The following is a 20,739-nucleotide window of genomic DNA, read 5'->3' as shown; positions in this document are numbered from 1 at the left end:
TTATTTACGGTTATGATTAAAAACCCTACGTTGAAGAAACATTTTTTGCATAATTAAAAAGGCACCCTATTTTTAGGATGCCTCTTCATTATTTTTAATCCATAATTCCTGTATAAACAAATTATCTTCAATAGATGTATTTATAAACACATTATCATATTTTTTATCTATAATATTTTTTACAGTATATAGTCCTACTCCTCTTCCATCACCCTTTGTTGAAAATCCTTCTTTATATATCTTATGAATTATAGGTTTAGGTCCAAAAAAGTTATTATGTATTGCTATAACTACATAATCTCCTTTATTAAAAACACAAAGATGAAACTTGGGATACTCACATTCCTTAGAGGCTTCAATAGCATTATCCATAAGTATACCTATTATTCTGCATAAGTCCATTATATTAATATCCACTTTATAAATATCCTCAACTATATCTACTTTTATATCCACATTTATAGATAAGGCTTTTATAAGTTTTGTTGATAATATTGCTTTTAAGCTTGTAATCTTAATATATCTAAGCTTGTCTATATTACTGTTATTCCACTTTATATCTTCATCCATATCAATAACATTGTTATAAAAAAACTTTTTAAGATCCTTCATATTATCACCATCTATATACTCTTTAAGGGGAGTAAGCATATTTATATAATCATGTTTAAATCTTCTAGTTTCTTTGTACATGTCTTCTACCATATGGGCATATTCTTCAATTCTATATTTCTCTTCAATTTCTCTTTTTAAATGCACTTCATTTTCTACACTTTTGTCATAATTATAAATTATTATAAGAATAAGTATAATAGAAATTAAAGGAATACCTTCAGGTATATATCTATCTATTACAAAAAAAACTGCATCTCCATTCTTCATATCCAAAAAGGGATAAATTAATCTTATACTTATAGCTATTGGTATAGCAATACTTAAAATCATTCTATATCTTATTTGTGATGGAGATATTTCTTTAAAACTTTTTGCTTTATAAAAAAATATATTTATAATTTTACAAACCAAATATACTGTAATTAATTTTATTGCAAATTCTATAATATAATTTTGAGTTAGCATAGTATTCTTTTCATAAAAATTTGTACCCAAAAATGATACACCAAAAATATTTATAAAATATATCACAAAAATTGTCATAAGCATTTTTATAGTACTCTCTACTTTCTCACTATTCTTTAGCTGAAATATAATAATAATTGAGAGTAAAGGAAGTATAAGTATATAGGAGCCAGTTCTAAGCACTACTCCCACCATAAATGAAATAAAAAAGCATTTCTTAATTTCTTTAAAATCAACTTTATTTTTATACAAAACATATACTGCAACACAACAAAGAATACTTATAGACAAGGGTTGATAAAGCATTTCTTTTAAAAGTTTACTAAGTGTAAATTCCTTCATCATAATGCCCAAAGTCCTTTCTTATATCTAAAAGAAACATAACATTCTTCTTCATTTACCATAATAATTTTATTATTTTTAATATCTATTTCTCTAATTTTATCTTTATTTACAATATAAGATTTGTGACATCTATAAAAATTTGGAGTTAATTCCTTTTGTATATCCTTAAGGTTTCCATAAAACTCAATTTGTCTATTTTCCTCATGGACTCTTATTTTGTGAGCTGTGATACTAGTTTCAATAAATAAAATATCACAAAGCTTTATATTTATTATTCTAGAATCTTCATTTATTGAAATATATCCTTCTTTTGAAATCTCTTTGTAGTAAGTATTATAAGCTTTAATAAGACAGCTATTTACTCTTTGTTTAAAATCCTCTTCATCTTTAATTATATAATCCATTGCCTCTACCTTATATTTAAAGGCAAGATAACTCATTTCCATATGTGCAGTTGTAAATATTATAAACCCTTTAGAATCTAGCTCCCTTATCTTTTCTCCAAGTCGTATTCCATTTATATCACTTTTTAAATCTACATCTAAAAAATAAATTCCTGTAATATTATTCTTTTCAATATAATTTATTACCTCTTCAGGATTTTCTGTAGAAAGTGCCAACTGCAAGTCCAAATTTTCTCTTAAAATAGTGTTTTCAATAATTGTTTTGATCTTATCTCTAAATACTAAATTATCATCACAAATTATTACTTCCAACATGTTTTTCCCTCATCTCTTAAATAATAGCAATTACGTTATATATAAATAATAGTCTATTTACTTTGAACTAATCAAGTTTTACCATTATATTTCATAACAAATATACCTTAATTAATTAGATTAATATTTTAGTGGATTATTAATTATTGATACATAAAAAACACTACCTTAAATTTTTTTAAGTTTTCTTGGTATAAGGTTTATGGATTAACCATCGATTACATTATTGTAAAATTAATGTATTTATGGAGCAAACTTATGTATAAATTAATTAAAAATGTATGGTATTTTTATATCGTTATTTTTTAATTATGTTATTGTATTTATTATCTATTTTAAAAAATTTAACAATTGTATTGAAAAAAAATTTAATGTTTATTAGGGAGTGATATTTTGAACTTAAATAAAAGAGAACTACCTAGACCATTTGAAGGTAATATTTTATATTTATTTTAGCTATAAATCTTTTGGCTATTTGTTTTGAATTGTCAGTTACTAAATTTAAATCTGGTAAAATTTAATACAACTTACTTTTGGAGGACATTTATATATGGAACATTATAAAAACGTACTTAAGTACTATTTTGAACATTTCAGCATATTTATCATATTAACTGCTATTTGTAGTATAAAGTATATTAATATTACAAATACTGCTTTAGTTGTATCTTTATCATACATAGTTTTTTTCTCAATATGTGAATTTAAATTTAAAAGGAATGGAACAAGCTTAATTCACTTAGCCAAATTTAAAAAAATATCTATACAAGAACTTTTATTAATCATATTAAGTTTTATACTTTTTTCACTAGTATCAGGTTTTATCGTAAATTTGGTAGTCCATAATTTTAAAGATTATAATATAACATCTAACTTTATTAATGAATCCTTAAGTACATATTTATCTTTAATTTGTATCACAGTATTTATGCCAATTTCAGAAGAAATCTTAATGAGAGGATTAATATTTAATGAGCTAAAATCAAATTTAAATTTATCTAAAAGCTTAATTATTCAAGCAATGATATTTGCATTATCCCACGGAAGCATATTGCAAATTATTTATACATTTACTGGAGGCATTGTTTATGGATTAATTTATTTATGGACAGACTCTATTATTGCACCTATTATTGCTCATATAACATTTAACATAACTGGTACTATTATATTAAGCATGTTGTTCCTTTATATTAAAGAACATATATATGTATACATATTCTTAGGAACATTATTAATGTTGATTTCTATGTCATTTTTATATAAATTCAGCAAATGTAAAAAAACTACCTTTTGAAACTAGCCAAAAATGTACTGTATTAAGATAATAATGAATTATTTTAGTACAGTACATTTTCTCAGTTATTAGTACCTTTCTACACTGCTTATTAACACTATAACTACAAAATCAAGTGATTCTTAGACTCAGGTGGAGTTTGCTTATGAGGAATACCTCTCTCCATCTGAGTCTTAGAAGAACTTATCCAGGGGCGTGTCAGCCGTTATCTCCCACCTAAAGAAAAGCAGCGAACCAAAATTTTTGATTTTGTGTGAATCGCTTTCACAGAGTGTGATGGAGTGTTACGGATGGTAGCATCGGATAAATATTAATACTTCATTAATAAGCGGTTTCCTTTTTCAGTCTCCATATTGCCAATGCAAAACTACCACAGCATAAAACTGTAAATAGTATTATCACAGGCATGATATTTCCAAATATAATGTTTTCCCCCAATATTAAGCTTCGTAGAGAATTAATAATGTAGGTAAACGGATTGAGCTTAACCGCTACAGCCAAACCTCCAGATAAGTTTTCCCCAGGAAAAAGAGCTGTGCTCAAGAAAAAAATAGGCAATACAATAGCAGTCATAATTGTTTCATATATCACTTCATTTGGCAGGCAAAGGCTGATAAAATAGGCAAGCCCTGATAAAAAGAATGCTGTCATAAAGATAAGTAGTATCATCAGTGCTATGCCAGCAATACCTGATGACACCTTTACTGAGAAAAAAAGACCTACAACAAATAAAATTGCTACTTCTATAAAAGAAAGCAGTATCACCTCCAGCATTTGCCCAAGCACAATAGCGCTTCGATTCACAGGTGCAATCAAATTTCTATAAAAGCTACCGCTAGATTTCATAATAAAATTGAAGATACCTCCACTGCAACTAGACGAAAAGATTACGAGAAATATAACTCCAGGTAGAACAAAAGCAGTATAATTGCCAACCCCCATGTTTTGCATTGTTTGACCTGCCATATCACTATATAAAACAAGCCAAAGAAGAGGCTGCAATATGGTAATTACAATAGAAATGGGGTTTTTTAAACGCCATTTCATATTTCGCCACATAATATTTAGCATATCAACCCCTCCTTTGCATTTTCTTGCGATCCTGTTAATGCCAAAAATACATCTTCCAGACTTGGTTCTACAATTTCAATTGCATCAAACATCGCATTCTGATCCAAAAGCCACTTGTTCATAACTGTAAAAGCTGTTTTGCTATCATCTACCCCTACAACAACAGAATTCCCTTTTACAGTGGTAAACTTAGTAATCCCCATATTGTTGATAGCGTCTTTGTATTTCTTTGCTCCTTCAGGGCTAGGAAATCCGATACGAAGCATATTTTGCCTAATATAACTACGTAAACTGCTTAGGGTCCCTTGTGCTAATTCCTTCCCCTCTTTCATGATACAAATAGTATCACTGAGTTTATCAGCCTCCTCAAGATAATGGGTTGTAAGGAAAATTGTTGTCCCATATTCGTCTCGAATTTTTAAAAGCATTTCCCACATAGCTCTACGTGAATCAACATCCATACCAACTGTGGGCTCATCCAAGAACAAAATCTTAGGCATTGATACCATATTCATGGCTATATCAAGCCTACGCTTCACTCCTCCAGAATAAGATGCCGTAGGATACTTTAAATACCGCGAAAGCTGGAAGCTATCAATCAAAGAATTTATTCTTTCTTTCGCCACTTGTGAATCTACTTTATATAGTCTACTTTGAAATATCATATTTTCCATAAGTGATAGGTGTTCATCAATAGAAACACGTTGAGCAACACAAGCAATCTGTGTACGTACCCATGCAGGCTCTTTGCACAAATCTTTTCCAAGTATAGTTACATTTCCAGATGTGGGTTTATAAAAAGTTGTTAAAATGTTAATAAGAGAAGATTTTCCTGCACCATTTGGCCCTAGCAAGGAGAAGATTTCTCCACTTTTTACTTTAAGGGTTAACTCGTCCAGTGCCCTAACACCATTTCTGTATTCCTTAACCAATTTGTTAGTTTCAATTGCCAGCATTTTATTCCTCCTCTTTCAATGGGAACAATATTTCCGTAATATATTTATTTGGATTGCCTTTTATTATCATTCCTGGCCCCTTTATAAAAACTTCCCTAATTGGAAACTGTAAGGCTAAATTATTTTCCTGTGCATATCCTTGAATTGCTTCATATGCCTGCTGCATGGTTTCATAAGGCCCCACGTGAGTAACACAAACAGCTTTTATTCTTGGAATTTCTTTTATGGTAACACCATTGCCATTTGGTGTTTCAGCAGTTGGCACACATAGTTCCATTTCTCCTATTTTGGTTTCTTGATCCACTTTATAATAGCTGAAAAAAGGTGCACCATTTGCTTTTCCCCTTATGGCTTTAAATACATTAGGAAACACTTTAGATGCTTCCATAACATGCCCTTTATAACGCATTACAGCTACTCTAATAGGCTCAATATACTTAATTTCAACTTTATAATTCATTTTTTCTCCTCCTTAAATACTCTTAGATTATTTTCCTTTCTTAACTGCAATCCAAACTTCAGAATATCCCCCTTGTAATTTTGGATCGCTTATAGGGTAAACCTCTATATCTGGCAACTGAGCATACTCATATCCGGAAAAAGGAAGCCATTCTGTTAAAAATCTTTTAAAAATTGTCTGGATAGAATCTTTAAAACGTCCATCACTTTCAAATATAACCCATGTAGCCTCTGGTATTTGGAGTTCCTCCATTCCTTCTTGCACAGTTTTATCTGTAGCTGCAGCGATATAATAATAGATATCTTTTGGATTTTTATAAGTACTAACCCCTAAGATACCATGAGGACTTCCATTTGATAATTTACAGATTTCCTCAAATAAATTACTTCTTAATGTTGTATCCCAAAACTTAGGAACGATTTGAAAATTTTCTTCTATATCCTCTTTTAATGGAACTCTAACCCCAACAATTCTAATAGGACCTTTTTTTTCAATTCTATACCTCATACTTTCACCTCCAATAACACTAATAGAAAAGCTAATGCGTGGGTAAGAATTTAACTTAGTTCCCTCAATACGAGCAGCAGTTGGAGCAACACCATGAACATTTTGGAATGCTCTATTAAATGATGTTGGAGAAACATAGCCATACTTTGAGCCAATGTCCATAACCTTAGCTTCACTTGTCTGTAGTTGAAAAGCAGCTTTTGTCATTCTTCTACGTCGAATATATTCAGATAGTGGAATACCTGCTACATAGGAAAACATTCGTTGAAAATAATATGTTGAACAACAGGCAATTTTAGCAGCTTCATCATAAGAAATATCACCTGATAAATTGTTTTCTATATAATCAATTGCTTCACTTAGTTGCTTTAACCATTCCACGTCATCACCTCCTTGAGTTAAAGTTTAGCACAATATAAATTATATCTCTTCTCTTTTGATGTCCAGTTTTGTAAACATACTGATAATATATTTCATCACTAAATTAAGCATAATTAATTTATCCGATGACTACCCACTCTAGGAAGTAAAGAGCGGCTACGTCCCTGGATAACGATTTCTAAAGCTTCAGTTGGAGCAAAAACTCCTTCTGAAGCCAAGAACTCTGTTTATCTAAGCTTTAGTTAGAGTAAACATTTCTTTTAATCAAATTCTATCTGAAGATAAGAATCACTTGATAAATTACGTTTCCTAATCCATCCTTAATTTCCTTTATATATGTTATAATCATTTCACAATGGTAAAAATATGCGTAGTAAAGATTTCTTATATTTTAAAGAGGAGGTATGATTTATGAAATGTCCATATTGTGGTGAAGAAATGGAACAAGGTGTTATACAAAGCCCACATGAAATCTCATGGAAAAATAAAAAATCTTACATTGGGACAGTAAAATTTCATAAAGGGTCAATTATTTTATCAAAGTTATATATGTTCCAAGGTTCAGCAGTGATAGCCAATTGCTGCCGTAAATGTGAAAAAATTATTATAGATTATAAAGATGGTAGTTGTGATATGAACCAAACAAATCCATAGTATAAATCTTAAATATTTTAGGGGAGATGGTAATATGGAGCGAGTTGTATTTACTAATTCAGACAATCTAACATTAGTAGGAAATCTTTATCCATCATTTAGTGATTCCATAATTATTATGTGTCATGGATTTTTGTCTAACAAGTACTCACGTGGAAGATTTGAAAATTTAATTAAAGCATTTAATAAATCAGGCTTTAGTGCTTTGGCTTTCGACTTTAGGGGATGCGGAGAAAGTGACGATGACAGGTTAACAGTTAATAAAGAAGTAGATGATTTAAAGTCTGCAATCTCATTTGTAAAATCAAAAGGATACAAAAAAATAGCTTTATATGGGCATAGCCTTGGTACACTAATTTGTTTAAAATCCTGTACTTCCGAAATTATAACAATGGTTTTATCAGGTGCGTTAACTGATTCAATGAATTATAATTGGAATGAATTTTTTACAAAAGAGCAAATGCAAGAATTGAAAGAGAAAGGATATATAACAGAACCTACACCTGATGATGAAGTAAGAGAAAAAATTCTAATTGACTTTGAATTAATCAATCAAAAAGAACTTTTAAATAATATTATCTGCCCTGTATTAATAATTCATGGTAATAATGATGATGAAGAAAAACTTCTTTGTGAAAGGTCTAAAAAAGCACTGTCCTTGCTATCAACTGATTCTAAATTGGAAATTATCCCTGGTGCTAACCATAGTTTCCTTGAACACTATGATATTTTAATTAATTTGGCTAATAATTGGTTTGTTAAACATATTCTCTAGCTAGCTTAATCACTAAAAATTACTTTCATCACTCAGACAATCATATAACAAGTTCATCTAAAGGAGGACATTCATATATGAACGAATTTTATGGACAAAGAGTGCCAACTATAGAAACTGCCAAGGCGTTATTAAAAGAAGCAGAAAATTTATCCCCAGGGCCTTGGGTACAACACTCACTTTGGGTTGCTAAAGCAGCTAAACTAATAGCCCAAAATTATGAGGACTTACATTCAGATATGGCATATATATTAGGTTTGCTTCATGATATAGGAAGAAGAAATGTTTTAACAAATGGAAGAACAACTATAGGACATATGTTAGGTGGTTATAGCTACTGTAAAAAATTAAATTATGATTTATTAGCAAAGATCTGTATAACTCATACTTGCCCATCTAAAAGTATCAATGACATTGAAGAAATTGTAAATAAAAGTTGTTCTTATGAAGATTATAAGTTTGTTGAAGATTTTTTTAATAAAGTAGAATATGATGACTACGATAAATTAATACAGTTATGTGATGCTTTAGCATTGCCAGGCGTTATAGAAAATACTTTTGAATTATAAAAATATAATATAAAGGTGGTAATTATATATGTTCCTAATTAAGATTAATGAAGATGATGAATTGTATTGTGATGGTAGTATAGATTTAGGTTTTTTAGGTGTTTACCAACCTGATATGATTAGAGTAGAAGATGACTATGATCCTATAGAATTAAAGAGAACAGCAAAACAACAAAAAGAAGATCTAGAAAACTTAACTAAAAAATACAACTTATTTATTTCTAATATCCAAAAAAATATTTGTAAAGTAAGAAATCAATTCCTAGTATGGATTTTTGAGGATTTAACTAATTGTTATTTTGAATTTTGGAAATGTGATGATGCTGAGTTTCCCTCATTTATTATTAAAGAAAAAATGCCTTCAATAATAAATGAAGACTCTATTTATTCCAAAATCAGTGGTGAAAACTATGATGCTGTTTGCAATGAAGTCTTTAGCAAACCAGTAGATTCTGTATCAGGAGTTGACATATTTAATAAATATTTACCAATGATCAATGTAGAAAAACTTTTGAGTACAATTATTCCTTCATCCATTGGGTTAAATGAGTATGGTGTAGAATTTGAAATAAACAGCAACGAATGTAATGGCTTTTTATTATTAGCTACAGTTGGTAACATCAATACTGAATTCAATTTAGAAGTTTGGGACAACCGTGGCTAAACTTTAATTCATAATAACTTAAATGGGAGAAAATTAATTATGCAAAATATAAATTTACCAAAGGGATATAAAATTGATCATCTTTCCCTTCAAAACAATAATATGGTGAAAAAGCTATGTCGGAACTGTTCAGATTATTATCTATTACATGGAGGAGTATTACCTTCCGAAAAAGATATAGAGGAAATATTTACTGCTTTACCTCCAAATAAAAATTACGAAGATAAATTTGTTCTAGGAATATATAATTTTGATGAATTAGTTGGTGTAGTTGATATTATAAAAAACTTTCCCACTGATGGAGAATGGATGCTTGGATTAATGCTTATTGACCCTACTAAAAGAGGTAACGGACTAGGAAAAATAGTACATGCTTCATTAGTTGCATGGGCAATTAATGAATGTGCAAAATCCTTTAGAATAGGAGTAATAGATGATAACTATAAGGGAATTAAGTTTTGGTCTTCTTTAGGATATGCAAAAATTAAAGAAGTTAATATGGACTTCTCAACAAAGACGCATATAGTAAATGTTATGAGATTGCAGCTTTAAAACTAACTTTAAAACTTCATTAAAATACATAAGATTGGAGAAAACAAAATGTGGACTATTAACAAAAGTAAATTTAAACTTTTTTATAAAGATATATGTATTGGTGAAATATTATATACAGATAGTGACTTTCCTTGGTTTTCTGGTGCTTTTACAGACAATGATTATTTTAAGTCTTTTAAACCATTTTTTCATAGCTTAGTAGAAAGTCTAGATAAAAATATTGAATTTGATGAAAGTAAATGGGATCCGGAGTGGAGTGAATTTGAAAATTGGAGCTTAATTGATGAGTTTGGTGAAGTTACTCCTATATGCATGCCTATGATATATACTGATCAGTGGGATATTGGATGGAGGCTACGATTTTAAATTAAAGCATTACATAATTAAGATTCATATTAGCTTTATAGCAAAAATTGTTATAAAGCTTTTTTAATGTTGACATATACAGTTTAACTGTATATAATCAATCTATATAGTTCAACTGTATATCATAAACTTAATATTTGGAGGAATTTATGAATAGAGATAAAAATTTACCGCTGACAGAAACAACTTATTATATTCTTTTGGCATTATTAGAACCTGCACATGGTTATATTATTATGCAAAAGGTTGAAGAATTAAGTAATTATCAAGTTAAAATAGCAGCAGGAACTCTTTATGGTGCTATTGAAAATTTACTAAAACAAAAACTGATAGAATCAGTAAAAAGTGAAGATAAGAGACGAAAAGTTTATGTTATTACTGAAAAAGGAAAAGAAATTTTACTCTTAGACTTTGAAAGAATGAATCACATGATTACAATAACAAAAAATGCATTAAATTTATAATTTGGGGGAATTACCATGAAAAAATTTAAATTTTTTATCGACCAAGATAAAGAAGAAAAATGGTTGAATCATATGGCTAATCAGGGTTATGAATTAAAAAAAGTATCCTTTGGGTATGAATTTCATATAGCCAAACCAGAAGATGCAAAAATAAGAATTGACTATAGAACTTTTAAAAATGAAGAAGACTTTATTGATTACTGTACTCTTTTTGAAGATAGTGGTTGGAAGCATATAGCTGGCAATAAATATTCAGGATCACAATATTTTAAAAAAATTGATAAAAATAGTGATGATGATATTTTTTCAGATGCCATATCTAAGGCTGGAAAATATAAAAGATTATCTAATGGTTGGATGATTGCAGCAATATCTTATTTACCTATTTTATCAGTCCTTGTATGGAATAAATATATTGATATTAATGCATTTACTAATCTTAAATTATTGTATTACACACCTGGATTATGGCAAATGTCTGGTGAAGAATTTTGGAGACATTTTTTATTTGAAACACCATTTGCAACTCTTAGAGGTTTCTTATGGTTACTTTTCCCAATAGCTATAATTTTATATTCTTCTTTTTCAATTAAGGCACAGATGTTATATAACAAACAAAAAAAGACTAATGAACTATTATAATATTAATTTTATTCCGTAATGATACTAATTACTTAATGCGAAAAACAATTGATAATTAAGAAATTATTTCTTAGTTATCAATTGTTTTTTATTTGTCACTATATTTCTATTCACAAAATCATCATTTTTCTAGCTTTCACACAAATTTATTATTTTCACTAAAACTTTTTTTCACATTTCTTAATAATATAGCCAATAAAATAAAAGAAATTATTATTAAAACTGTGTTTATACATATCCAAGATGGATTACTATAGTCCATTGAATCTAGTCCTGAATGGTCAAGATCAAATATTTTATAAAATAAATATATATATATAAGCCATGTAAAAACATTTGACGCCACGCTATAACTAATCCCCTTTTTAAAGAAAAAACATAATGAAATATAGTAGGTTAAAAGCAAAGGTGCTAACCAAGAAATTATAATAAATAAAACTAGATTTTTATCATTTACAGTAAAGTTAGCTATTGCAATAACACTAGAAAATAAAACATTATAGCAAATTATTATTATGCTTCTCCCTAATGTAATTTCATACATAGAATATTTACAAGCTAATTCCATTTCATACACATTGTTATAAAATCCTCTATATATATAATATACAGAAAATAAGCTAATAAATGGAGAAATCATATTCACTAAATATACTTCATCATGCATTACAAAATTTATTCCCAAAAGCATAAATATTATAGATGTTATCCAAAAACTTTTATCTAATAAGGTTATTTGTGCCTTTATATAAATCAATAATTCACTAATTGGTGATACCACAGTATTATCATCTTTCTTTATAAAATTCATTTCTTCCTTTTCATATTGTACATTAAGTGTTTCCATTATATTTTGGAACAAATCTTTTGGTGGTTCTATATTAACTTCATTTTCAAATAGCCCTTCTATTCTTTCAATATCTTCAATCTTTACTTCTTCTTCAATATTAAAATCTGATATTTCATTTAATATATCCTCATTTAACCTTTGATTCATAAAAACCACCTCCTACTGAATTCTTTATTTTATTCTTTATGTTTTTAATCCCTTGATATAATCTACTTTTAGTAGTGTTTACACTAGAATCCGTAACCTTTGCAATTTCTTCAATGGATAGTTGGTGACAAAATCTTAACTTTACTACTTCCTTTTGATGCTCATTTAGGTTCTCCATATACTCATCAATATTGTTATCAAAAAAATTACACTCAATCACATTTTCTGTTTCTTTAATATTCTCATCTAAGACTTGTACATTATTTTTATTTTTAAAACTTGAACTTCTCATATAATCAATTATGGAGTTATGTGCTATTTTATAAATCCAAGGTTTTAAAGGATATTCAATTGAATATGTGTTCCTTTTCTGATAAATCTTACAAAAGACCTCTTGACACAAATCCTCTGATAAATGATAATCATTCATCTTTAAATAAATATATCTAAAAATATTTTTATAGTATCTCTGTACAATAAATTTCATTGCTGCTTTGTTACCTTTAATAACTTCATTAAATAATTCTTCATCACTTAAATCATTCATTATTGCATCCCCCCTTACAAATTAAACAGGTACAAAAATAGTTCCTATTATAATTTAGTTAATCCATATATTTATAATAATACATATATACATCTTCTAGTGTAGGTTCAACTGGTATAGCATTTTCACAAGGTTTTTCTCCAACAATTCTAGCTGTTAATCCCTCTTTTTTGTTTATACTTTTACTAACAATATAATTTTTCTTTAAATCCCTTATACCATTTAAATCTGTTACAACTTCATAAACTTTATTGCTAATAGATAAAAGAGCATCTTGAGGTGTAATATGTGTTATTAATTCTCCTTTTTTCATAAATATAATGTCAGATGCTATCTCATCTATATCCGAAACTATATGTGTAGATAATATAATGATTTTATTTTCACTTATTTCCACTAAAAAATCTCTAAACCTAATCCTTTCATCAGGATCAAGTCCTACTGTGGGTTCATCCAATATTAATATTTTAGGGTCATTTAACAAAGCTACAGCAATACCTACTCTTTGCTGCATACCTCCTGAAAAAGTTTTTAATTTTTCATCTTTAACATTAGTTAAATGAACCAAATTAAGCACATTATCTACTCTATGTTTCATTTCTTTTTTAGGAATGCCTTTTAAAATTCCAAAGTATTTTAAAAACTGCTCTGCAGTAAAGTTTGGATATACCCCAAAATTTTGAGGTATATATCCTATAATTTCTCTATAATTTTTTCCCAAAGTAAATATATCTTCTCCATTTAAATAAACACTGCCACTTGTTGGTTTCATAACTGTAGCTAAAATTTTTAATAGTGTGGTTTTACCAGAGCCATTTGGTGCCATAACTCCAACTATACCTTCCTTTAATACTATAGAAAAATTATTTAACCCTATACGTTTGTTATATAATTTTGTTAAATTGCTGATTTCTAACTTCAAAATATCACACCCTTAAAATCTTACTCTTTCACATTGCATTAACATTATTTTCATTCCATTACTTGATACTCCACAATTTTACTTCCTAAAGAAATTGCCCTTTCATAACTTGCAAACAATTTATTTATATATGTCTCAGCATAATACTTCATGCATATTTTTTTAATATCTTCATTGGACAATTCTTTAGAACTGTTTCCTATTTCTCTTAAAACTTTAATCATATTTTCGTGATCTGTTTTATCTAAATTATATAAAACCGCCTTACCCACTTCATACACATCTCGCTTTTTATATTCCGCTTTATCTATTAAACCTTCCCATGTTTTAATACATTCCTCTTTATCATGTATGTCATAATTATAAGGTTTCGTCCATATTTGCTGTTCGTATTTTGTTTTAAGCTCTGGAAGTGCATAGATTTGAAATAAGTAAGTCATCCACTGCTCTCTTAATTTATAATCTTTAATATTTTTAAAATTAGGCTCTAATATACTATAAGTTACCTCTAAGGGCCAATCTTTCCCCCCATTTCCTACTTTCTCAAAGTCATGTAAAAAATCAGTATTAATTTTATATACATTTTTACTGTTACTTTCTAATTCATCTTCTTTACCAAACCATAAATAAAACTTATCATAACAAACTTGATCTTTAAATAAATCATTATAAACATTAACTTGTTCTTTAGCTATGTTACTTATTTTATTCGCATTTTCTTTAGTAAAACCTTTATATTTTAATTCAATATTTCCATTAGATAGGTTTTTCCATTTTGTATCCTTCCAAAACTCATAATATTTTAACTTTGAATTATATGCAAATAAATTTAAAGAAATTATAATGATTGAAAATGCTGTACCAACTAAAATAATATTTTTTCTCCCATTCTCACCTTTACTTACTATGAATACACAAAACATAGCAAGTGGTACAATTAAAGCTCCTAAAAACAGTAAATTGGACCATACTGAAGTATCTAAAAATATATTTATAACTACAGAAATTAATGAATGTTCTTGTGACCATCGAGTACCTGCCAGCATTTGTGCTGTCCAGATACCAATAGGAATTCCATAACCAATAAGAGTTTTCTTACTAATTAACGCAGCAATAAGTCCTACTAAACTCAATATAGTAGAATATATAAAAATGGACAATAACTTTTTAAAGGAAGTTTCTAGCCCAAAAGCAAAGGCTATTATATATAAAAGAGATATTAAAGCTTCTATTGCTAACCAATTACATAAAAATTTTTTTATTAAAATAATATATTTAGGTGTTCTTGATGTAAAAATTAAAAAATCGGTTTTATTTTCTATTTCCCTGGAAAATATATTTGCTGTAAATACTACAGGTAAAATACAATATAACATTGTATAGTAACCCCAAGTTATGTCATCCTTCATAACAATAGTTAATACATTTAATAAAGCCAAAACTAATACAATAAGCACAAGTAATTTAGATTGTTGTTTGAAATAATATTTAATTAACAATTTTATCACCTCTTAAAATCTTTTTAGGAGAAAATATTAAAAGTGAAGAAACTAATAAAATTAAAGATAACCCTAAAACATATAATCTATTTATTGTAATAAATTTTATTAGTTCAGGAGTAAAATTTCTTTTTATTAAATTAGACAACTGAAATTCATTAATTCTAAATTGAAATATTGGATTTAATTTTTCAACTAAAAAGAAAATTGACGTAGGTAACATCAATGTCACCACTGTTTTATTAAAAATAACCTCTATAAAATAAGCAATTAGAGTCATTACCAAAGATGAAGGTACAGTGTATAATATAAATACCTTTAAAAATTCCAAAGGAGAATAAATCATTAATCTTCCTAATAATAATGGTTGAAATAATGCAACAAAGTTGCTACTCAAAGCTATTAATAACATATAAATATATACTCCTAAAAATTTTCCTAAACAATACATCTTAGGTGTAATAGGATTTGAAAAAATTATAATTGGCATATCACTTATTTTATCTTTATAATATACAGAAGCTACTACTACTGATATACTCATCATAGTAGTAACAACTACACCTTGATTACAAGCATAAGCTGCTGAATTATGAGTCCAAATCCTACCTGCTTCTAGAGGGCTTTCAAAAATTAAAGGAATTACTATTAACATAAAAGCAGTAAAAATAGTAACCCAGCTTCTTAAAAGCATTTTTGTTTCAGTTTTGGCTATTATCATAATTTGCTTAAGCATGTTTTATATTCTCCTCTCTACACTCATCATATTTTACATAATACATATAAGCATCTTCTAAATTAGGCTCTACTAAAGTTCCCCTTACTTCATTTAAGAGATTGTCACCAATAACCCTTATAAATGTTCCATTAGATGTTCTTCTCTCCGAAATAATCTCATAAGTATTTTTTAAATAAAGCATTTCCTTTCTATCTGAAATACAAAATTCTTTTACTTTTCCTCTAACCTTTTCAATAAAATCTACTGGAGATCCAAAATACATTAAAGTACCTTTATTTAAAAATCCTATAGTTTCACAAGAACTTGCTATATCTTCTACTATATGAGTTGATAAAATAACACATTTATTTTGGCTAAATTCTGTAAGAAGCATTCTAAAACGAATCCTCTCCTCTGGATCAAGTCCTGCTGTTGGTTCATCAACAATTAAAATCTTAGGATCTTTTAAAATTGCTTGGGCTATTCCAAGACGTCTTTTCATTCCTCCAGAAAAACCTCCAACCTTTTTATCTTTAACCTGCCATAAGTTAACCCCTTCTAGAACCTCTTCAATTTTATTTTTTCTAACCTTTGAATTATTTATTTTGTTTATTTGAGCTATATAATCTAAAAATTCGTAAGCAGTTAAGTTAGGATATATAGAAAAATCCTGTGGAAGATATCCAACTATATTTCTAACCTCTAACCCCTGCTTTTGAGTATCATATCCATCTACAATAATTCTGCCCTTTTCAGGATTATTCAAAGTCACAAGACTTTTCATTAAAGTTGTCTTCCCAGCTCCATTAGCACCTAAAAGTCCAAACATACCTTCTCCTATTTTAAAACTCACATCATTTAATGCTTTAAATTTTCTATTATAAATTTTTGTTACATGTTCAAAAGAAACTAATTCCTTCATTACAAATTCCTCCCTAAATTTAATACATCATATAATATTACGGCAGGAGGGTTTCAAAAAGTTTTTTGTAGTTTAAATTTTTTATGAAAATAAAAATAGAATTTTATCTATAAAAAAAGAAATCCCAATATGGGATTTACCAAGAGATAGGATTAATATTATTTAGAAATTTCATCTGCAATTATAGATATTCCTCTTTTAATTTCACTATTATTAACTCTACTTAAGCTTAATCTAAATAATTTGTCATTTATACAATTATTTAAATAAAATATATTTGGATCTTCAAGTAATACATTTCTTTCACTTAAATTTTTGATAAAACCTTTAATATCTATATTATTATTAATTTCAAAGCTTGCAAAAAAACCTGAGTTAGGAATATGCCACACTATATCTGAGTTATTAAAACTTTTTGCTATTTTATTAAGATAGCTCATCCTATTAGAATATACTTTTCTAAGTCTTTTCATATGTTCCTTAAATATGCCGCTCTTTATATAAATCTCTAAAGTTCCTTGTGAAAGTATAGATGTATTTAAATCACTCCATCTTTTATATTTCTCAAAAGTTTTTGTTAAAAACCTTGGAAGTACAGCTGCTGAAATTCTTAATCCCTGTAACAATATTTTAGAATAGCTTTTTAAATATATTACTCTTGAAAAAGAGTCTAAAGCATATATTGGATCTGATTTTTTATTAGTTTCTAAATCAGCAAGATAGTCATCCTCAACTATATACACATCATATTTTTGACAAAGCTTTAATATTTGCTTTTTTTCATCATTAGAATATGAAAAGCCTGTGGGATTATGAAATCTAGGAATAGTATAAAAAAATTTTATATTATCATATTTTAAAATTTTTTCGAGTTCATCAAAATTTATACCATTTTCCTTTCTACAAATACAAATAGCTTTTTTATTATTAAGCTTCAAAGATTCGATAATACCATAATATGTAGGCTGTTCTATAAGCACATTTTCTTTCCCATTTGGAAATTCCATCATTGTTAATATATTAATAGCTTGTTGTGAACCTGCTGTAATAAAAATACACTGTTTTTCAGTAAATACTTGATAATCTTGGAGTTGTTTAAGTATCACATAAATCAAATTTTCAAGTCCTTGGGGGTTAGAATTAAAAAGAAGACTTTCTTTATATAATTCCATTGCTTCATTTAAACAATGTTGAAATTCATCATAAGGTAAAACTCTCTTATCTGGAGCAGATATAGAAAAATCTATATTTTTATTACTGCTATTATTTAAATTTATATTGTTTTTAATAAGATAGTGTCCACTTTTAGGTATTGAGTACGCTATATGTTCTTTTTCTAATAAATCATATGCTTTAGAAACAGTTATTTTACTGCATTGAAATTTATCACAAAGATTTCTTATTGATGGTAACTTATCTCCTGATTTAATTTTTCCTTTAGATATTTCATCTTTTATGTAGTTTAAAATAATTTCATATTTCATAGAATATATTCTCCTTGTAAATCTGTACTAGTCCACATTAATTTTTTTGCTGTTGTTGAAAATACATATAGTTCATATACTTTAATTGTACTACTAAATATGGAAAATAGGTGCTATTAACAAAGTATACTTTACGTAAATATAGCTCATTTAGCATAAAGCTACGCAAAATATTAATGAAAGGAAGTATTAATGTGAAACATTTAACTTATAAAAATCAAAAGTCAGTAACTTTAAGTAACAATAAATTAGTTTTGATTTTAGGTCTGGCAGGTTTTATTTCTGCTGCTGATAATTGGTTTGTATCACCTGTACTTCCAGCAATAGCTGCAAACTTTGGCATCTCAATCCCTAAAGCTGGAATTATATTAACAGCTTATATGATCCCCTATGGAATTATGCAACCTGTTTATGGATTTTTTAGTGACGGATTTAGCAAAGTTAAAACATTAAAGTTTATTATGTGTGGATTTACTTTAGGCACTGCGGGATGTGCACTTTCTAATTCCTTGTGGACATTATGCTTTTGGCGAACATTCACAGGTTTTTTTGCTGCTGGAATTATTGCTGTATCTCTAGCCTTAATTGGTGATACTGTCCCAACCAAAAAACGTCAACTATATGTAGGAAAATTTATGGGACTTGTTTTTCTAGGACAAGGTTTAAGTGCTGGATTAGGTGGATTTTTAGCAAAGTTTATTAGTTGGCGTATGTCATTTGCTTTTTTTACTATAATAGCAGTGTGCAGTATATTTCTTTTATTAAAACTACAATCAAATACAGTTATTTCTGTAAAACGAAATTTTTTTACTGAAATTAAATATACACTAGTATTATCAAAGCAAAGAATGATTTTTCCATTAGCACTTATAGCTGGATTTTTATTGCTTGGTTTATACAGTTACTTAGGCGCTTTTTTAAATGATGTTATAGGATTAGATTATTTACAATGTGGATTAGTCATAATGTTTTATGGTCTTTCTTGTCTATTTGCAGGTTCTCAAATAGGTAAACTAGTTATAAGAATTGGACATAAAAAAACAATTATGCTAGGTGCTTTATTAGCATTAATATCAGCCTTGCTTTTAGCGCTCCTCCCCTATTGGCAAATAACTTTAATTGCTACCATTAGTTTAGGCTGTGGATACATTTTTATTCAATCTACACTAGCAACCATGGCTTTTGATGTGGTAACAGAAACTAAGGGACTGCCTTCAGGCTTAATTGGGTTAGGTCTTTTTAGTGGTGGAGGGTTAGGTAGTACATTCAGTAGTTATCTACTTTCCCAAGCAAGCTATAAATTTCTTTGGATAACTTTTTCCATAGGTATTTTCTTTTTTATTTTTATTATAAAGAAACTTAAATTTGATACTTAAATTTTTTATATGCTATAATTAATCTAAAATGGTAAATTATTGATGAAGATAAAGGAGAAACAGGTCATGAATATAGAACAGGAAATGTACACAAGAGCTATTGAATTTATAGAGCAGCGTTATCCAACAGGATGGGGAGGAGCTGCTGTAATTCATACTGATGACAACAGATATTTAATAAGTGTAGCTTTAGAATCCTTTAATGCTAGCGTAGTAGTTTGCATTGAAACCGGTGCAATGTGTGAAGCACAAAAGTATAATGCAAAAGTTACACATTGCCTTTGTGTGGTACGTGATGATGAAAACTCTCCATTCAAAGTACTTTCACCTTGTGGAGTATGTCAAGAACGATTACGTTATTGGGGAGAAGATGTAAAAGTAGGTGTTACAACAAAAGATAATACTTTAAAATTTGTAACTCTAAAAGAATTACAACCAGAGAGTGTGAAAGTTTTTCTGTAAATAGCTTTCTATGATAATTATTTTATAGGCATGGAGGTCATGGTAAAACTCCATGCCTTAATTACAATATAATTAACAATGAATTGCATGTCAAGAACACCCTAGAGAAGGGCGTGTTTTTTAGCCGTAGGCTTAATTAAAAAAGTCTTCCTTCAAACATTATTGATAACTCACCATATACTTTTCCCCAATTACGAAGAGGCATAGTCCACTTCTTCGTAGCTTCAAATGTTGCTAAGTACAAAGCTTTCATTAATGCAGTATCACTTGGAAATACACTTCTTTGGCGATTTAGCCTGCGGTAAGT

General features: G+C 28.2%; 24 protein-coding genes and 1 pseudogene. 11 read left to right on the top strand and 14 right to left on the bottom strand.

Annotated elements, in window-relative coordinates:
- Positions 1–72: 72 nt before the first annotated feature.
- Together T514_RS25170 and T514_RS0120145 are read right to left on the bottom strand one after the other, a co-directional pair.
- Positions 73–1,425, bottom strand: coding sequence for a sensor histidine kinase (locus tag T514_RS25170; RefSeq protein WP_242850639.1), 1,353 nt, complete (start codon positions 1,423–1,425; stop codon positions 73–75).
- Positions 1,422–2,144, bottom strand: a complete 723-nt coding sequence (locus T514_RS0120145) for a LytR/AlgR family response regulator transcription factor (protein WP_027626374.1) — start codon at positions 2,142–2,144, stop codon at positions 1,422–1,424. The genes T514_RS25170 and T514_RS0120145 overlap by 4 nt, the downstream gene beginning before the upstream one ends.
- Positions 2,145–2,694: 550 nt before the next feature.
- On the opposite strand from T514_RS0120145, the gene T514_RS0120140 reads away from it, so the two are divergent.
- Positions 2,695–3,441 (top strand): CPBP family intramembrane glutamic endopeptidase, encoded by a 747-nt coding sequence (locus tag T514_RS0120140; protein WP_027626373.1) that lies wholly within the window; start codon positions 2,695–2,697, stop codon positions 3,439–3,441.
- Between the two features lie 321 nt (positions 3,442–3,762).
- Here the strand turns inward: T514_RS0120140 and T514_RS0120135 are convergent, their stop codons facing one another.
- The 4 genes from T514_RS0120135 to T514_RS0120120 are packed head-to-tail and all read right to left on the bottom strand — an operon-like array spanning position 3,763 to position 6,816.
- Complete coding sequence (locus tag T514_RS0120135; protein ID WP_027626372.1) at positions 3,763–4,512, bottom strand: ABC transporter permease; 750 nt, start codon at positions 4,510–4,512, stop codon at positions 3,763–3,765.
- Positions 4,506–5,468, bottom strand: a complete 963-nt coding sequence (locus tag T514_RS0120130) for an ABC transporter ATP-binding protein (RefSeq protein WP_027626371.1) — start codon at positions 5,466–5,468, stop codon at positions 4,506–4,508. The genes T514_RS0120135 and T514_RS0120130 overlap by 7 nt, the downstream gene beginning before the upstream one ends.
- 1 nt (position 5,469) lies before the next feature.
- Positions 5,470–5,928 carry a GyrI-like domain-containing protein gene (locus T514_RS0120125; RefSeq protein WP_027626370.1) on the bottom strand — a complete coding sequence of 153 codons (459 nt, stop codon included), beginning with the start codon at positions 5,926–5,928 and terminating at the stop codon, positions 5,470–5,472.
- Positions 5,929–5,955: 27 nt separating this feature from the next.
- Positions 5,956–6,816: an AraC family transcriptional regulator gene (locus T514_RS0120120; protein ID WP_027626369.1), complete on the bottom strand. Its 861-nt coding sequence runs from the start codon at positions 6,814–6,816 to the stop codon at positions 5,956–5,958.
- Positions 6,817–7,227: 411 nt separating this feature from the next.
- Here T514_RS0120120 and T514_RS25165 point away from each other — a divergent pair, with 411 nt between their 5' ends.
- From T514_RS25165 to T514_RS0120080, 8 genes are all read left to right on the top strand, one after another.
- Positions 7,228–7,470, top strand: coding sequence for a PF20097 family protein (locus T514_RS25165; protein ID WP_051542206.1), 243 nt, complete (start codon positions 7,228–7,230; stop codon positions 7,468–7,470).
- A gap of 34 nt (positions 7,471–7,504) precedes the next feature.
- Positions 7,505–8,245, top strand: a complete 741-nt coding sequence (locus T514_RS0120110; protein WP_027626368.1) for an alpha/beta hydrolase — start codon at positions 7,505–7,507, stop codon at positions 8,243–8,245.
- A 77-nt stretch (positions 8,246–8,322) separates the two neighbouring features.
- Complete coding sequence (locus tag T514_RS25160; protein WP_084284772.1) at positions 8,323–8,814, top strand: HD domain-containing protein; 492 nt, start codon at positions 8,323–8,325, stop codon at positions 8,812–8,814.
- A gap of 28 nt (positions 8,815–8,842) precedes the next feature.
- Entirely contained in the window at positions 8,843–9,478 is a 636-nt protein-coding gene (locus T514_RS0120100; protein ID WP_027626367.1) for a hypothetical protein, read from the top strand.
- Between the two features lie 39 nt (positions 9,479–9,517).
- On the top strand, positions 9,518–10,030 hold the full coding sequence (locus tag T514_RS0120095) for a GNAT family N-acetyltransferase (protein ID WP_027626366.1): 513 nt from the start codon (positions 9,518–9,520) through the stop codon (positions 10,028–10,030).
- Positions 10,031–10,078: 48 nt separating this feature from the next.
- A complete protein-coding gene (locus tag T514_RS0120090) occupies positions 10,079–10,399 on the top strand; it encodes a hypothetical protein (protein ID WP_027626365.1) in 321 nt (106 codons plus the stop codon).
- Positions 10,400–10,548: 149 nt separating this feature from the next.
- Positions 10,549–10,863 (top strand): PadR family transcriptional regulator, encoded by a 315-nt coding sequence (locus T514_RS0120085; RefSeq protein WP_027626364.1) that lies wholly within the window; start codon positions 10,549–10,551, stop codon positions 10,861–10,863.
- Positions 10,864–10,878: 15 nt separating this feature from the next.
- Complete coding sequence (locus T514_RS0120080; RefSeq protein ID WP_027626363.1) at positions 10,879–11,505, top strand: DUF2812 domain-containing protein; 627 nt, start codon at positions 10,879–10,881, stop codon at positions 11,503–11,505.
- Between the two features lie 136 nt (positions 11,506–11,641).
- Here the strand turns inward: T514_RS0120080 and T514_RS0120075 are convergent, their stop codons facing one another.
- The 7 genes from T514_RS0120075 to T514_RS0120045 form a co-directional block, all read right to left on the bottom strand.
- Positions 11,642–12,502, bottom strand: a complete 861-nt coding sequence (locus tag T514_RS0120075; protein WP_027626362.1) for a hypothetical protein — start codon at positions 12,500–12,502, stop codon at positions 11,642–11,644.
- Positions 12,483–13,049: an RNA polymerase sigma factor gene (locus T514_RS0120070; protein WP_027626361.1), complete on the bottom strand. Its 567-nt coding sequence runs from the start codon at positions 13,047–13,049 to the stop codon at positions 12,483–12,485. The genes T514_RS0120075 and T514_RS0120070 overlap by 20 nt, the downstream gene beginning before the upstream one ends.
- A 58-nt stretch (positions 13,050–13,107) precedes the next feature.
- Positions 13,108–13,971, bottom strand: coding sequence for an ABC transporter ATP-binding protein (locus tag T514_RS0120065; protein WP_027626360.1), 864 nt, complete (start codon positions 13,969–13,971; stop codon positions 13,108–13,110).
- Positions 13,972–14,021: 50 nt separating this feature from the next.
- Complete coding sequence (locus tag T514_RS0120060; protein ID WP_027626359.1) at positions 14,022–15,470, bottom strand: ABC transporter permease; 1,449 nt, start codon at positions 15,468–15,470, stop codon at positions 14,022–14,024.
- On the bottom strand, positions 15,460–16,206 hold the full coding sequence (locus tag T514_RS0120055) for a hypothetical protein (RefSeq protein ID WP_027626358.1): 747 nt from the start codon (positions 16,204–16,206) through the stop codon (positions 15,460–15,462). Before T514_RS0120055 ends, T514_RS0120060 begins: the two co-directional genes overlap by 11 nt.
- Entirely contained in the window at positions 16,199–17,110 is a 912-nt protein-coding gene (locus T514_RS0120050) for an ABC transporter ATP-binding protein (RefSeq protein WP_027626357.1), read from the bottom strand. The genes T514_RS0120055 and T514_RS0120050 overlap by 8 nt, the downstream gene beginning before the upstream one ends.
- Positions 17,111–17,268: 158 nt before the next feature.
- Positions 17,269–18,594, bottom strand: a complete 1,326-nt coding sequence (locus T514_RS0120045; RefSeq protein ID WP_027626356.1) for an aminotransferase-like domain-containing protein — start codon at positions 18,592–18,594, stop codon at positions 17,269–17,271.
- A gap of 194 nt (positions 18,595–18,788) precedes the next feature.
- Between T514_RS0120045 and T514_RS0120040 the strand changes: the two genes are divergently transcribed.
- Positions 18,789–19,970 (top strand): MFS transporter, encoded by a 1,182-nt coding sequence (locus tag T514_RS0120040; protein WP_027626355.1) that lies wholly within the window; start codon positions 18,789–18,791, stop codon positions 19,968–19,970.
- A 66-nt stretch (positions 19,971–20,036) separates the two neighbouring features.
- On the top strand, positions 20,037–20,432 hold the full coding sequence (locus T514_RS0120035; protein WP_027626354.1) for a cytidine deaminase: 396 nt from the start codon (positions 20,037–20,039) through the stop codon (positions 20,430–20,432).
- 136 nt (positions 20,433–20,568) lie between these two features.
- On the opposite strand, the pseudogene T514_RS26330 reads toward T514_RS0120035, so the two are convergent.
- Positions 20,569–20,739: pseudogene (locus T514_RS26330) on the bottom strand (IS256 family transposase); the annotation flags it as partial.

The sequence above is a fragment of the Clostridium lundense DSM 17049 genome, from assembly GCF_000619945.1.
GTDB lineage: Bacteria > Bacillota > Clostridia > Clostridiales > Clostridiaceae > Clostridium_AO > Clostridium_AO lundense.
Note: the sequence above shows the minus strand (reverse complement) of the source record. Positions and strands in the feature narration are given on the sequence as shown.

Bases quoted from the DNA above. Each gene is read 5' to 3' on its own strand.
- T514_RS25170 (WP_242850639.1), bottom strand. From the start codon at position 1,425: ATGATGAAGGAATTTACACTTAGTAAACTTTTAAAAGAAATGCTTTAT.
- T514_RS0120145 (WP_027626374.1), bottom strand. From the start codon at position 2,144: ATGTTGGAAGTAATAATTTGTGATGATAATTTAGTATTTAGAGATAAG.
- T514_RS0120140 (WP_027626373.1), top strand. From the start codon at position 2,695: ATGGAACATTATAAAAACGTACTTAAGTACTATTTTGAACATTTCAGC.
- T514_RS0120135 (WP_027626372.1), bottom strand. From the start codon at position 4,512: ATGCTAAATATTATGTGGCGAAATATGAAATGGCGTTTAAAAAACCCC.
- T514_RS0120130 (WP_027626371.1), bottom strand. From the start codon at position 5,468: ATGCTGGCAATTGAAACTAACAAATTGGTTAAGGAATACAGAAATGGT.
- T514_RS0120125 (WP_027626370.1), bottom strand. From the start codon at position 5,928: ATGAATTATAAAGTTGAAATTAAGTATATTGAGCCTATTAGAGTAGCT.
- T514_RS25165 (WP_051542206.1), top strand. From the start codon at position 7,228: ATGAAATGTCCATATTGTGGTGAAGAAATGGAACAAGGTGTTATACAA.
- T514_RS0120110 (WP_027626368.1), top strand. From the start codon at position 7,505: ATGGAGCGAGTTGTATTTACTAATTCAGACAATCTAACATTAGTAGGA.
- T514_RS25160 (WP_084284772.1), top strand. From the start codon at position 8,323: ATGAACGAATTTTATGGACAAAGAGTGCCAACTATAGAAACTGCCAAG.
- T514_RS0120100 (WP_027626367.1), top strand. From the start codon at position 8,843: ATGTTCCTAATTAAGATTAATGAAGATGATGAATTGTATTGTGATGGT.
- T514_RS0120095 (WP_027626366.1), top strand. From the start codon at position 9,518: ATGCAAAATATAAATTTACCAAAGGGATATAAAATTGATCATCTTTCC.
- T514_RS0120090 (WP_027626365.1), top strand. From the start codon at position 10,079: ATGTGGACTATTAACAAAAGTAAATTTAAACTTTTTTATAAAGATATA.
- T514_RS0120085 (WP_027626364.1), top strand. From the start codon at position 10,549: ATGAATAGAGATAAAAATTTACCGCTGACAGAAACAACTTATTATATT.
- T514_RS0120080 (WP_027626363.1), top strand. From the start codon at position 10,879: ATGAAAAAATTTAAATTTTTTATCGACCAAGATAAAGAAGAAAAATGG.
- T514_RS0120075 (WP_027626362.1), bottom strand. From the start codon at position 12,502: ATGAATCAAAGGTTAAATGAGGATATATTAAATGAAATATCAGATTTT.
- T514_RS0120070 (WP_027626361.1), bottom strand. From the start codon at position 13,049: ATGAATGATTTAAGTGATGAAGAATTATTTAATGAAGTTATTAAAGGT.
- T514_RS0120055 (WP_027626358.1), bottom strand. From the start codon at position 16,206: ATGCTTAAGCAAATTATGATAATAGCCAAAACTGAAACAAAAATGCTT.
- T514_RS0120050 (WP_027626357.1), bottom strand. From the start codon at position 17,110: ATGAAGGAATTAGTTTCTTTTGAACATGTAACAAAAATTTATAATAGA.
- T514_RS0120045 (WP_027626356.1), bottom strand. From the start codon at position 18,594: ATGAAATATGAAATTATTTTAAACTACATAAAAGATGAAATATCTAAA.
- T514_RS0120035 (WP_027626354.1), top strand. From the start codon at position 20,037: ATGAATATAGAACAGGAAATGTACACAAGAGCTATTGAATTTATAGAG.